The following is a 13,401-nucleotide window of genomic DNA, read 5'->3' as shown; positions in this document are numbered from 1 at the left end:
GTTCCTATTTTTTTATGTTATTCTATATAAAATAGATGCAATCATGTTTCTAAATATAAAAAGATAAGGAGAAATTATGGAAAAAGAATCATTTAAACTTCCAGGCTTTTCATTGTATAAATTGAAAGTTGGATTAGCATCAGCAACTCTTCTATTTGCTTTTTCACAAGCTTCGCATGTTTTTGCAGACCAGGTTGGCACACCACCTTCAAGCAGTATAGCAAAAACTGAAGCAGTAAGGTCTCCGATTGAAGCTGCTGGTTCTGAAATTGCTGCTGATACGACGAAACCTGTTGTTGAAGAATCTACAGCGAAACCAGGAGATTTGATCGATGTCTCAAAAAATGTATCACCTGTTGATGTCAAAGAAAGTCAAGAAGGCAATCAAACAGTCCGTGTAGAAACGTCAACTGTTGATGTTACAAAGACAGAAGTGGCTCCGGCAAAGGTTGACAAGGCGCCAGAGCCAATAACTAGACGTACTGAAAATACTTTATCTGGCACAGATGAAAATGGGAATCCCTATACGCAGTATGAGCGAGTAGATAAGACTACAACTATTACCTACACCTCAACGCCACCAACTGTGACAAAAGCTGGTTCAGCTGATATTGTATTTGTTGTCGACCGTTCAGGATCGATGGGTGGCACAATTGATATTGTTCGTGCAAATATTAATGAATTTGTGCGAAATATTACTAAAGAGGGGATTACAGCACGTTTTGGCTTGGCAACATTTAGTGATGAAGTCTACGGCCGTAATTCTGGCAGCAAAGATGAAGATACGGTTCTAACACGGTTTGGGTCATCTTATTTTACAACTGATCCGGCTGAGCTCGAAAAAGCGTTAGCTGCGATTCGTATAGCGAGTGGAGGAGATACTCCGGAAACACCAACTCCTGCCCTGAAACAGATTATTTCGACCTATGATTGGTCTAAGTCATCTAAAAATAAGAAATTCGTCGTTTTATTAACAGATGCTGAAATGAAAGAAGACCCTTCAATTCCAACGGTTGCTGATACACTTGCGGCTTTGAAAGCTGCTGGTATAGAAAGAACCGTAGCAACGGTAAAAGCGATTGAGGGAATTTACAAAAATTTTGCAACAGAAGGCAGAGTGCTTGATATCGAAAATAACCTAGCTGATGCTCTAACAAAAGGAACCACTTCATGGATTGTTGAAAGTGTCAATGAAGCTCGTTACTATAAAATCATAAAAGATAGTTATCAATTCTATCTTGAACGTCGTACTACAATGCCTACATCTACCGTCTATCATGTTCAAGCACCAACACTTTTGGCCAAATCTGAACAGTCTCTTCCTAAAACAGGAAGTAGCGAAAAGGCAGTCTATAGTGTTGTGGGGCTTGGTTTGCTTCTGACTGGATTGGGGCTAGGTATTAGTGTAAGAAAATCAGAAGAACAATAACCATCTGCTAAAAAATGAATTTCCCATTAGAGGGGGGTTGAATAAAACAAACACCAGAAACGAAGACACACGTTCTCATTTCTGGTGTTTTTCATTATGGAGTAACTTCTTCGTCTTTTATATTGACAACGCCATACCAATTTGCATAATAGGTCTTTCCTTTGTAGTTGACAATAGTTTCCCTATAAAGTTCACCATACTCACCAAAGTAATAGTAATACTTGCCAATCTTAAAAAGACCGTTTTCATAAGCTGTTCCATCTTCACCAAAGTAATAAGTATATTCAGAGTAACTAACAAATCTGTTTTTAACCATTTCTCCGTTAGAATCAAAGAAGTATAGTTTGCCATCAATAGTGTAAGTATTGATGACCCTTCGTCCTTTTTCGTCGAAATAATACGTCTTCCCGGTTGGGCTAGTATAGAAGGAATTTTTTAAATTCGTCGGAATTTGTTCAGCTGGATCATCTTGAACTTTGTATGTATTACCATAGTGGTCCGCCCTGTAGTATTTACCCTCGTGAAGAACGATTCTATTTTCAATTCTTTCACCAGACTCATCATAAAAAGCGCCAGGGAACTCAGGCTTAGGTGCTTCCGGAACCTTGATAGGTTCAGAATCATCAAAGATAGTAGGGTCGTCCTCAATGTCGGGTACACTAGGATCGTAAATACCAACTTCACGTCTAGAAGCCCAGTCTGGGATTGACTTGTTCTCCGCTTGGACTGTTCCGGTGGAAATCAAAGCAGCTGCCAAAGTCGTAGCAGAAGCGAGTGAAAGGCCCAACCAGTAGCGGCGGTTGAACATTGTTTTGGTGTTCTTTTCTTGTCTCATAGCAAATCCTTTCTATGCAACTGTTAGTATAAGATTAAAGAATCTCATTTTTAACAGTTAGGTTATGTTATTTCTATAAAATTATACCTCTGTAACATTTCTATAATATTGTAATACTATTTCATTTTTATAGAGATTATATTACTAATTGGTGATAAAAACAAACAAGGATTAGATAATATGTAAACGTTTACAAACATAATTTTTTGTGCTATTATTATAGTGATGAAAGGAGAATGCCTATGATGAAAAGGTATAAATTGCTATTGGTACTTGCCTTGTCATTGCTAGTTTTTTGGCCATTGGGAGCCATAAAAGCAGATACGGCTAATCAGCTGCTGGAACCAGTCAACCAGTCAGAACAAGCAAGTGCTGCAGTTGCAACGGACTCTTCTGATAGTAGTGCAGGGGTTAGGGGCATGCCAAGTCAGGATGGTCAGATTGCTGCAAAAGCTCTGCCGGTCTCTGCTGCTCCGTCAGTTGCAACTACTGAAGCAGATGATTCAAGTCAAGCTGGTAACACGGGGAAATTGGTAGAAGATTCTGCCAAACCAGCGACAGCTCAGTCTGCAGAAGTTTCCTCAGCTGCCAATCAGGCGCAGGATCAGGCGGCGAGTGATGAACCTTCGGCTTCTAAGAGAGTGCAGGAGCTTGTGGCTGATATGACAGTTCGTCAGAAAATTACTCAGATGTTGATGCCGGACTTCAGAAAATGGCAGCAAGAGGGCCAAGCCACCCAGTCCGATATGACGGAGCTTAATAAAGAAGTGGCAGAAGCGGTTGATAAATACGACTTTGGTGGTGTCATTCTCTTTGCTGAGAATGTGAAGGGTACTGCTCAAACCTTAGCCTTGACGCAGGCTCTGCAGCAAGCAGCTATCAGCAACCAAGCTAATAATGGCAAGTTGCCGCTCTTGCTCGCGATTGACCAAGAAGGTGGTATCGTCTATCGTTTGGGCAGTGGGACTGCTCTTCCTGGCAACATGGCAGTTGGCGCGACGCGTGATTCAGAATTGGCTAATCAAGCAGGTCAAATTATTGGACGGGAGCTATCGGCTCTAGGTTTAAATGTCAACTTTGCTCCTGTTTTTGATACAAATAACAATCCGCAGAATCCCGTTATTGGTTTGCGGTCCTTCTCTTCAGATCCTAAGGTGGTTGCTCGTTTGGGAACGGCTATGATGGAGGGGATTCAGAAATACAATGTCGCAGTAGCGGCTAAGCATTTCCCTGGGCATGGTGATACGGCGGTGGATTCTCACACTGGTCTGCCTCTGGTAGATAAGTCCTATGCGGAGCTCGAAGCGCTGGAGTTACTTCCCTTCAAGGCTGCCATTGACAAAAATGCTGATATGCTGATGACAGCTCATATTCAATATCCTCAGATCGAAAAAGACACAGTTATATCTAAGCAAACTGGGGGAACCATTTATATTCCTGCCACCTTGTCTGATGACATTATTACCGGCATTGTTCGCAAAAAGTTTGGTTATAAGGGAGTGGTAGTATCTGATGCTATGGGCATGGATGCGATTGCCAAGAATTTTGGAGAATCTGAAGCGGCTATCATGGCTATCAAGTCAGGTGTGGATGTGGTGCTGATGCCAACTGTCTTACGCAGCAAGAGTGATTTAGCCAAGATTGATAAGATTATCAGTGATATTGAGCAGGCGGTTCAGAGAGGCGATATCCCAGTCAGCAGATTAGATGAGTCAGTGACCCGCATCTTGAACCTGAAAGAAAAACGGGGTGTTTTAGACTTTGACCCATCTGAGCGAACCCAAGCCAAGGCTGAAGCAACTGTTGGCTCAGAGTTAAACAGAGATACTGAACGAAAAATTGCTGCTAGTGCAGTGACAGTAGTTAAAAACGACGATACTGTTCTGCCCTTTAAGGTCAAATCTGGCGACAGGATTTTGCTGTTAGCAGCCTATGACGATGAAGCGCCTGGACTAGAGCTGGGTGTCAAGCGTCTGATAGCAGACGGAGTGATTCCGGCAGGTGTCACATATGAAGCGCTGAACTACAGTAAGACAACCAAGTTGGAAGATTTGAAAGGAAAGATTGACCAGGCTACTCACCTTGTCTTAATCTCTGAAATTGGGCGTCAATCTCAACTGGCCAGCGATTTCTGGCTGACAAGGGTTCCGACAGAAGTCGTGGACTATGCAAATGCAACTGGAAAGCAAGCAGCTGTCATGAGCATTTCCAAACCTTATGATGTAGCGAATTATCCTAATGCCAAGGCTATAGTAGCGGTTTATGGAAACAAGGGTATGGATCCAACTGAGTCTCTGAAGCCGGACAATGCTTTCGGTCCTAATATCCCGGCTGGAGTGGAAGTGATTTTCAACGGTCAAAAACATGTTGGAACGCTACCAGTGAATGTACCACGTATCAAGGATGGTATCATGTCTGAGACAGAGGTTGCCTATCCTATCGGACACGGCCTCTTTTATACCGATCCAGTTAAGGATATCACAGTCAATGTTCCTACATCAGCTCAGCTAGATCAGCCTTTTACAGCTACGGTTACCCTGAGTGGATTAAATGGTCTAGAGAAAAATGACTATCGTCTTGCTCTTAAGATGGATACTCAACATTTCAGCATTCTCCCTAGTCCAGACTATACCATCTCTGGTGATACTGTTCTGATTTCTAAAAAAGCCAATGATACTAATCCGGTTGAGATTGGCTTGAAAGGCTTAGTAGAAGGTCAGTTCAGTCCAGTTGTGTCTCTAACATTGATTGACAGTCAAGACAGAGAATTCAGCATGGGAGAAGATTATCACAAGGAGCTTGTTCAGATTACTGCAGCTAGGCAGAGAATCATGGCTCCAGGTCAACAAAATCCTCCGCAGTTGAATTTGCGTTCTGTTGAACCTGTAAGTCCTCGTCGGAAACTAAGTCAGCAGGCTCCGCTGGTAAGTCAGCTTCCTAAAACAGGAGACAGCAGAAGTTTGTTCTTAGTCTTGCTGGGTGTCTTGTTCTTGTTTGGAGTTGTCTATCTGTATGGCTTATCATGCCGAAAACTCTAAGAAATAAAAGAACGAGCAAGCATTGTTAAACTTCTAACAGTTCTAGTCATTCTTGATAAAATAACAAAAAGGAAGAATCCGAGACAACTTTGCAGTAAAAGCGGATTCTTCCTTTTTTATTTAGAAATTTGCAGAAATGCAGTAACGGAAAGCTTTGTGAGCTTGCTAAAAGTACCCGTCCTTAGATATTTTACTCAACTGTCATCGGTTTACTATTTACTTTTTATACGTTTTTTGGTATAATAGTTCATGTTATAAAATATAACATCGAAGGAGGTTCTATCCATGAAAGCATCAAAATGGCTGATTGCGACTGGAGTTGCACTGAGTGCCGGGCTATTGCTGACGGCTTGTAGTCAGTCTTCATCTAGCACAAATAATTATACTTACGTTTATAGTTCAGACCCTGACAGCTTGAACTATCTTGCTACAAACCGTGCAACGACAGGTGATGTCATTTCCAACCTGGTCGATGGACTTTTTGAAAATGACAAGTATGGGAACCTGATTCCCTCTATCGCGAAGTCATGGACAGTTTCTAAGGACGGTCTGACCTATACTTATAAGCTGCGTGATGATGCTAAATGGTACACATCCGATGGTGAAGAATATGCAGAAGTAAAAGCCCAGGACTTTGTGACTGGCTTGAAGTATGCAGCGGATGAAAATTCTGAAGCTATTTATCTAGTTCAGGACTCTGTGAAGGGCTTGGATGCTTATATCAAGGGTGAAGATAAGAATTTCGACAATGTTGGTGTCAAGGCTATTGACGACCATACACTCCAATACACTCTGGCTCGCCCTGAGCCTTACTGGAACTCTAAAACGACCAGCACGATTCTCTTCCCAGTCAATGAAGAGTTTCTGAAAGCAGAAGGAAGCAATTTTGGCTCTGTCAAGCCATCTAGCATCCTCTATAATGGTCCTTACTTGCTCAAGTCTCTGACTTCCAAGTCTGTGATGGAATTTGTCAAAAACCCAAATTACTACGACAAAGACAATGTGACTCTGGATAGTATCAAGCTGACCTATTACGATGGAAATGATCAGGAAGCACTGATTCGTAACTTCAGCGATGGCGTTTACAGCACAGCACGTCTCTATCCGAATAGCTCAGGCTTTGCTTCAGTCAAGAAGAAATATGCGGACAATATCGTATATAGCCCGCAGGATTCTACTTCTTATTACTATAATTTCAACTACAACCGTCAGTCTTACAATCATACTTCTAAAACAACAGATGCTCAAAAATCTGCGACCAACGAAGCAATCATGAACAAGGACTTCCGTCAGGCTATTAACTTTGCCTTTGACCGTACGTCTTATGGAGCGCAAGGGAATGGTGAAGACGGAGCGACTAAGGTCTTGAGAAATACCTTAGTGCCGCCTACTTTTGTCCAAATTGGGGACAAAGATTTTGGAACTGTTGTTGGAGAAAAATTAGTCAACTATGGCAGCCAATGGCAAGGAATTGACCTCTCTGACGCTCAAGATCCTTACTACAATCCTGAAAAAGCCAAGGCGAAATTTGCAGAAGCGAAGCAAGCCTTGCAGGCTAAGGGAGTTGAATTCCCAATTCACTTAGATATGCCTGTGGATCAGTCTAGCACGATTGGCGTTCAATGGGCTAGCTCAACCAAGCAGTCTATCGAATCGGCTCTTGGAGCGGAAAATGTCGTCATTGACCTGCAAAAGATGAGCACAGACGATCTTAATAATATCACCTATTTTGCTAACTCTGCTGCTCAGAAAGACTATGATATGTCTACTGGTGGCTGGACTGGTGACTACCAAGACCCATCTACCTACCTTGATACTCTCAATATCAAGAACGGCGGAAGCTTGCAAAACTTTGGTTTTGAGCCAGGTCAGGATAATGATAAGATTAAAGAGCTGGGCTTGGATACATATACTAAGATGCTGGAAGAAGCCAATGCTGAAACCAACGATGTGCAGCTGCGTTACGAAAAGTATGCAGAAGCGGAAGCTTGGTTGCTAGATAGCGGCTTGATTATCCCGACTGTTTCACAAGGAGCAACACCGTCTGTTACTAAATCAGTGCCATTTACAAAGGCCTACTCACCAGTTGGTGTCAAAGGTTCAGCTTACAACTTCAAGCTGACCCAGCTTCAGAAGGATGTAGTAACGACTAAAGAATACGAAGCGGCTAAGAAAAAATGGAAAGAAGAAGCTACTGCGGCAAATAAAAAAGCTCAGGAAGAACTTGCTGACCACGTTGAAAAATAAAAAAACAATTAACTAAGCGAGATTGGGGCTGGATTTTCCAGTCCCTTTTTGAATGACTTGACAGGGCTATTCGTGGTAGAATAGAAAGAAATACTGGAAAGAAGTGAGACAGATGCAGATAAGTATTTATAATGCATTACCTGAGAAAGAAAAGCAGGAATTGTTTGAATTAGTTCAAGAGTGTAATAAGGCAGACGGAGGCTATCGACTGCCCTATCTGGATAATAATTATAATGCAGATCCTGAAATGCCAGCCTTCTTCTTGGCTGAGATGGATGGCCAGACCATCGGTTTTTTATCAGTCTATGCGGATGAACCTAGTCAAGCAGAGGTTTCTCTCTATGTCTTGCCGGCGTATCGCCGTCAGGGTGTGGCTAATCAGCTTCTGATTGCTTTTTCAAAAGTAGCTGATAAGTATGATTTGACCGAGATTGAGTATGTAGCAGAGCAGGCCTTTTTGAACGAACAATCTGATTTTGCTCGGAGATTTGATTACCAAGAGGATGAAGCAGAAATCTGGCTAGCGCAGCCTGTTCAAACTTTTCCTCTGGAAAAGAGAGAAGGGATAGAGGTTTTGCAGGGAAGTTTGGACTTGGCAGAAGAGATTGCAGTCTTTCAGTCCCAGGTTTTTGAGACACCGCTTGATGTTGCCTTGAAATACGCCAGAGAAGCTGTCAGCAGAGCATCTAGCTTGCTCTATATCCTGAAGAAAGATGGTCGGGTTGTGGCTTCAGTATCGGTTGATACGGATTTTGGAACCAATTATTTCTTTGGATTGGCGGTTGATCAAGATTTTCAGGGGCAGGGGCTAGGAAGCTATCTCTTGCTTGCAAGTATGCAGGATTTGAATGAGCGCAATGGACAAGAGTTTCAGATTGTCGTAGAAAAGCAGAATAGCCGAGCTTTGAAACTTTATAAAAAGCTAGGCTTCAAAGAGATGACAGAGGTTGTTTATCTAAAAGAAAAATAGCAAATTTTTCTCAGGTTGCTCATTAACTTCAAAGGATAAACCAGCTTCTTACGGCTGGTTTCTTTTGTTCTGCCTTGGTTTATGGTATAATGAGACGATATGTAAAGAAGGAAAATGTTATGAATATTCAACAATTGCGTTATGTGGTCGCCATTGCTAACAGTGGGACTTTTCGAGAAGCAGCGGAAAAAATGTATGTCAGCCAGCCTAGTCTGTCTATTTCTGTCCGTGATCTGGAAAAAGAGTTGGGCTTCAAGATTTTTCGTCGGACCAGCAGCGGGACTTTTCTGACACGCCGAGGAATGGAGTTTTATGAAAAGGCTCAAGACTTGGTCAAGGGTTTTGATGTTTTTCAAAATCAATATGCAAATCCCGAGGAAGAGCGGGATGAGTTTTCTATTGCCAGCCAACACTATGACTTTCTGCCGCCTTTGATTACCCAATTTTCTCAGACCTATCCTGAGTATAAGAACTTCCGGATTTTTGAGTCAACAACTGTACAGATTCTGGACGAAGTCGCGCAAGGCCATAGTGAAATCGGCATTATCTACCTCAATAACCAGAATACCAAGGGTATTATGCAGCGGATGGAAAAGCTGGGCTTGGAAGTAATTGAGTTGATTCCTTTTCAGACCCACATTTACCTGAGGGAGGATCATCCTCTGACACAAAAGGAAGAGCTGGTCATGGAAGATTTAGCGGCCTTGCCGACTGTTCGCTTTACTCAGGAAAAGGACGAGTATCTCTATTATTCAGAGAATTTTGTCGATACCAGTGCCAGTTCCCAAATGTTTAATGTGACTGACCGAGCGACTTTGAATGGAATTTTGGAGCGAACCGATGCTTATGCGACTGGTTCTGGCTTTTTGGACAGCAATAGTGTAAATGGTATTACTGTCATCAAGCTTCGTGACAACTTGGACAACCACATGGTCTATGTCAAGCGAGAAGATGTGGAGTTGACTCAGGTCGGAGAAGACTTCGTATCAGTTATGAAAGAGTATTTTGCACAGAAAAAATAAAGTATGAAAAGAAAAATTATTATTCCTTTTGCAGTCTTAGTTCTTATTGCTGTGGACCAGCTGGTCAAGTTATATATTATCAGCGATCTTAAGCTGGGGCAAGTCAAGAGTTTCATTCCGCATCTGGTGAGTCTGACCTATCTTCAGAATACAGGCGCAGCCTTCTCTATGCTGGAAAATCAGCAATGGCTCTTTACTTTGGTGACATTTTTGGTCATCGGCGGAGCTGTTTATTATCTCATCAAGCATCTACATGCTTCAAAGTGGATGCTGGCCGGGCTGACCTTGGTGATTGCTGGCGGTTTGGGGAACTTTATTGACCGGATACGTCAAGGTTTTGTCGTGGATATGTTTCAGTTTGATTTTATCAATTTTGCTATTTTCAATGTGGCAGATATGTATCTGACCTTTGGTGTAGCTATTTTACTGCTGATGATTTTGAAGGAAGAAAAAGATGGAAGTAAGAATTGAGGCTTCAGTAGCTGGTCAGCGCTTGGACAAGGCGGTCGCTGAGCTGACAGACCTATCCCGTAGTTTGGCCAATGAGCAGATTAAGGACGGCCAGATTTTGGTCAATGGACAAGCCAAAAAAGCCAAATACTCTGTCAAAGAAGGCGATGTCATCTCCTATGAGCTGCCTGAGCCAGAAGTGGTTGAGTATGTGCCTGAGGATATTCCGCTAGAAATCGTCTATCAAGATGAGGATGTGGCAGTCGTCAATAAACCGCAGGGAATGGTAGTCCATCCTTCGGCAGGCCATACTAGCGGTACGCTAGTCAATGCCCTTATGTACCACATCAAGGACCTCTCTGGCATCAACGGAGTTCTTCGGCCGGGCATTGTCCATCGGATCGATAAGGATACTTCTGGGCTTCTTATGATTGCCAAGAATGACCAAGCCCATGTGTCTCTGGCTGATGAGCTCAAGGATAAGAAATCCCTACGCAAGTATTGGGCTATTGTTCATGGAAACCTGCCTAACGACCGTGGAGTGATTGAGGCACCGATTGGCCGCAGTGAAAAAGACCGCAAGAAGCAGGCCGTGACGGTCAAAGGCAAGCCGGCTTTGACGCGTTTCCAAGTCTTGGAACGTTTTGGTGACTATAGCTTAGTCGAGCTTCAGCTGGAAACAGGTCGGACTCATCAGATCCGCGTTCACATGGCCTACATCGGACATCCTGTGGCTGGTGATGAGGTCTATGGACCGCGTAAGACCTTAAAAGGTCATGGCCAATTTCTGCACGCGCGAACGTTAGGCTTCACTCATCCTCGAACTGGTGAAGTGCTGGAATTTACAGCTGAAGCGCCAGCCATTTTCCAAGAAACCTTAGCAAAACTGCGACAAGAATAGGTAGGTTTGCTCATTGTTAAAATACAAATTTTCCTTTGACCGCTTCAATCGCGGTCGTTTTTATTTTCTGTAAATCGTGGTATAATAAGACAACCTAGCAGTGAAGGAAAAGGAAATGAAAGCAAAGCGAATCGTATTTAAGGTGGGGACTTCGTCATTAACCAACGCAGATGGCAGTCTGTCACGCGCCAAGGTAAAGGAAATCACTCGGCAGTTGGCTCTCTTGCACGAGGCGGGTCATGAGTTAATCTTGGTCTCATCAGGAGCTATTGCCGCAGGTTTTTCTTCTCTGGGCTTTAAAAAGAGACCAACCAAGGTGGCGGATAAACAGGCATCAGCTGCGGTTGGACAGGGGTTGCTTTTGGAGGAATATACAACCAATCTTCTTTTAAAGCAAATCATTTCTGCTCAGATTCTGCTGACACAAGATGATTTTGCGGACAAACGCCGGTATAAAAATGCTCATCAGGCCTTGTCTGTCTTGCTGAATCGCGGAGCTATTCCTATCATCAATGAAAATGATACGGTTGCTATCGAAGAACTCAAGGTCGGTGATAACGATACACTGAGTGCTCAGGTAGCGGCTATGGCCCAAGCGGACCTTTTGGTGCTTCTGACAGATGTAGATGGCATTTACACGGCCAATCCTTCTACCAACCCTGATGCCCGCCGGCTTGAAAAAATTGAGAAGATTAGCTCTGAGCTGATTGAGATGGCAGGTGGTGCAGGAACGAGCAATGGAACTGGCGGCATGCTGACAAAGATCAAGGCAGCAATGCTGGCAACCATGTCTGGTGTTCCGGTCTATATCTGCTCCTCGCTCAAATCTGACGCTCTGCTGGAAGCAGCGGAGGAAACCAAGGATGGCAGTCTCTTTTCGGCTCAGGAAAAAGGTCTAAAAACGCAGAAGCAATGGCTGGCTTTTTATGCTAAAAGTCAAGGTGAAATCTATGTAGACCAAGGAGCAGCCGACGCTCTCAGAAACAATGGGAAAAGTTTGTTGGTATCCGGTCTTGTATCTGTATCGGGTAGCTTTGCCTATCAGGATACGGTTACAGTATACGAGGAAGGCAGCGGAGCTATTCTTGGTAAAGGGCGCGTGCGTTTTGGCAAATCAGCTCTTAAAGATATGCTCAAGTCCAATAAACCTAAAGGTGTTGTCATTCATCGGGATGACTGGATTTCTCTGACACCGGAGCTGAATGATTTATTTGCAGAATTTTAGAAGACGAGGAAAGGAGAAGCGATGACCTCAACACAAGCGATTTTTGAAAAGGTTCAGAAAGTTAAGAAGACGATCAATACGGCCACAACGGCTGAGAAAAATCATGCTTTGGAAGAAATGGCAAAGCAGCTCTGGCTTTTTCGTGCGGATATTTTAGCAGCCAATGAATTGGATATGACCGCAGCAAAAGGTAGGATTTCAGATGTGATGCTGGACCGCCTCTATCTGAATGAGGATCGCATTGCTGCCATGGCAGAGGGTATTCGTCAGCTAATTGACTTGGAGGATCCTGTAGGGCAAGTCTTAGAAAGGACCGAGCTGGATAATGGCCTTGTTATTAGCAAAAAGCGGGTGGCTATGGGTGTGATTGGGATTATCTACGAAAGTCGACCTAATGTCACCTCTGACGCTGCTGCTCTTGCCCTAAAGAGTGGCAGTGCGGTCGTTCTCAGAAGTGGAAAGGATGCCTATCAGACTGCGCTAGCCATTGTCACAGCTCTGAAAAACGGCTTGGCTCAGACGGCGATTTCGCCGGATTGTATCCAGTTGGTTTCTGATACCAGTCGGGCTTCCGCCCAGGCTATGATGAAGGCCAAGGGATATCTGGATTTGCTAATTCCTCGTGGTGGCGCGGGACTGATTCAGGCGGTCGTAGAGAATGCGACTGTACCGGTTATTGAGACAGGTACTGGAATCGTCCATGTCTATGTAGATAAGGATGCTGATCAGGACAAGGCCTTGGCCATTATTGAGAATGCCAAGACCAGTCGCCCTTCTGTCTGCAATGCCATGGAGGTACTGCTGGTTCACGAAGAGATTGCTCCTGAATTTTTACCACGTTTGCAGAAGATGCTGGTGACAGATCGTGATGCTGCGCAAGAAAACCCTGTTGAATTACGTTTGGATGAGAAAGCAGGTCAGTATATCTCGGGTTCGCAAGCTAAACCAGAAGATTTTGATACCGAATTTTTGGACTATATCTTAGCGGTCAAGTTAGTTTCCTCGCTGGAAGAAGCGGTGGAGCATATTGAAGCCCACAGCACCCATCACTCGGATGCCATTGTGACGGAGAATGATGCAGCGGCAGCTTACTTCACAGAGCAGGTGGATAGCGCAGCAGTTTATGTCAATGCTTCAACCCGCTTTACAGATGGCGGTCAATTTGGCCTTGGTTGTGAAATGGGGATTTCTACTCAAAAACTGCATGCCAGAGGTCCTATGGGGCTGAAAGAGCTGACCAGTTATAAGTACGTCATCCAAGGGACTGGTCAAGTGAGGAAATAA

General features: G+C 43.7%; 10 protein-coding genes. 9 read left to right on the top strand and 1 reads right to left on the bottom strand.

Going from position 1 to position 13,401, the window contains the following annotated elements; translation table 11 throughout:
• The first annotated feature begins 76 nt into the window (after window positions 1-76).
• Window positions 77-1,429, top strand: coding sequence for a vWA domain-containing protein (locus D8886_RS09100; RefSeq protein ID WP_125435260.1), 1,353 nt, complete (start codon window positions 77-79; stop codon window positions 1,427-1,429).
• Between the two features lie 94 nt (window positions 1,430-1,523).
• Here D8886_RS09100 and D8886_RS09095 read toward each other — a convergent pair whose 3' ends face one another.
• Window positions 1,524-2,264, bottom strand: coding sequence for a hypothetical protein (locus tag D8886_RS09095; RefSeq protein WP_002917338.1), 741 nt, complete (start codon window positions 2,262-2,264; stop codon window positions 1,524-1,526).
• 236 nt (window positions 2,265-2,500) lie between these two features.
• Here D8886_RS09095 and D8886_RS09090 point away from each other — a divergent pair, with 236 nt between their 5' ends.
• From D8886_RS09090 to D8886_RS09055, 8 genes are all read left to right on the top strand, one after another.
• On the top strand, window positions 2,501-5,302 hold the full coding sequence (locus D8886_RS09090) for a glycoside hydrolase family 3 protein (protein ID WP_185761288.1): 2,802 nt from the start codon (window positions 2,501-2,503) through the stop codon (window positions 5,300-5,302).
• A 285-nt stretch (window positions 5,303-5,587) separates the two neighbouring features.
• On the top strand, window positions 5,588-7,549 hold the full coding sequence (locus tag D8886_RS09085) for a peptide ABC transporter substrate-binding protein (RefSeq protein WP_125435256.1): 1,962 nt from the start codon (window positions 5,588-5,590) through the stop codon (window positions 7,547-7,549).
• 112 nt (window positions 7,550-7,661) lie between these two features.
• Window positions 7,662-8,519, top strand: coding sequence for a GNAT family N-acetyltransferase (locus tag D8886_RS09080; protein WP_185761287.1), 858 nt, complete (start codon window positions 7,662-7,664; stop codon window positions 8,517-8,519).
• A gap of 119 nt (window positions 8,520-8,638) precedes the next feature.
• Complete coding sequence (locus D8886_RS09075; RefSeq protein ID WP_125330947.1) at window positions 8,639-9,541, top strand: LysR family transcriptional regulator; 903 nt, start codon at window positions 8,639-8,641, stop codon at window positions 9,539-9,541.
• A gap of 3 nt (window positions 9,542-9,544) precedes the next feature.
• Window positions 9,545-10,012, top strand: coding sequence for a signal peptidase II (lspA, locus tag D8886_RS09070; RefSeq protein WP_125435252.1), 468 nt, complete (start codon window positions 9,545-9,547; stop codon window positions 10,010-10,012).
• Window positions 9,996-10,892, top strand: coding sequence for an RluA family pseudouridine synthase (locus D8886_RS09065; RefSeq protein ID WP_125435250.1), 897 nt, complete (start codon window positions 9,996-9,998; stop codon window positions 10,890-10,892). The genes lspA and D8886_RS09065 overlap by 17 nt, the downstream gene beginning before the upstream one ends.
• Before the next feature lie 115 nt (window positions 10,893-11,007).
• Window positions 11,008-12,117: a glutamate 5-kinase gene (gene proB, locus D8886_RS09060; RefSeq protein WP_125435248.1), complete on the top strand. Its 1,110-nt coding sequence runs from the start codon at window positions 11,008-11,010 to the stop codon at window positions 12,115-12,117.
• A gap of 21 nt (window positions 12,118-12,138) precedes the next feature.
• Window positions 12,139-13,401 (top strand): glutamate-5-semialdehyde dehydrogenase, encoded by a 1,263-nt coding sequence (locus tag D8886_RS09055; RefSeq protein ID WP_125435246.1) that lies wholly within the window; start codon window positions 12,139-12,141, stop codon window positions 13,399-13,401.

The organism is Streptococcus sanguinis (genome assembly GCF_003943655.1).
Lineage (GTDB): Bacteria > Bacillota > Bacilli > Lactobacillales > Streptococcaceae > Streptococcus > Streptococcus sanguinis_F.
The sequence above is the reverse complement of the archived record's forward strand: the minus strand, read 5'-3'. Positions and strand labels throughout refer to the sequence as shown.

Bases quoted from the DNA above. Each gene is read 5' to 3' on its own strand.
- D8886_RS09075 (WP_125330947.1), top strand. From the start codon at position 8,639: ATGAATATTCAACAATTGCGTTATGTGGTCGCCATTGCTAACAGTGGG.
- D8886_RS09055 (WP_125435246.1), top strand. From the start codon at position 12,139: ATGACCTCAACACAAGCGATTTTTGAAAAGGTTCAGAAAGTTAAGAAG.
- D8886_RS09095 (WP_002917338.1), bottom strand. From the start codon at position 2,264: ATGAGACAAGAAAAGAACACCAAAACAATGTTCAACCGCCGCTACTGG.
- D8886_RS09080 (WP_185761287.1), top strand. From the start codon at position 7,662: ATGCAGATAAGTATTTATAATGCATTACCTGAGAAAGAAAAGCAGGAA.
- lspA (WP_125435252.1), top strand. From the start codon at position 9,545: ATGAAAAGAAAAATTATTATTCCTTTTGCAGTCTTAGTTCTTATTGCT.
- D8886_RS09065 (WP_125435250.1), top strand. From the start codon at position 9,996: ATGGAAGTAAGAATTGAGGCTTCAGTAGCTGGTCAGCGCTTGGACAAG.
- D8886_RS09090 (WP_185761288.1), top strand. From the start codon at position 2,501: ATGCCTATGATGAAAAGGTATAAATTGCTATTGGTACTTGCCTTGTCA.
- D8886_RS09085 (WP_125435256.1), top strand. From the start codon at position 5,588: ATGAAAGCATCAAAATGGCTGATTGCGACTGGAGTTGCACTGAGTGCC.
- D8886_RS09100 (WP_125435260.1), top strand. From the start codon at position 77: ATGGAAAAAGAATCATTTAAACTTCCAGGCTTTTCATTGTATAAATTG.
- proB (WP_125435248.1), top strand. From the start codon at position 11,008: ATGAAAGCAAAGCGAATCGTATTTAAGGTGGGGACTTCGTCATTAACC.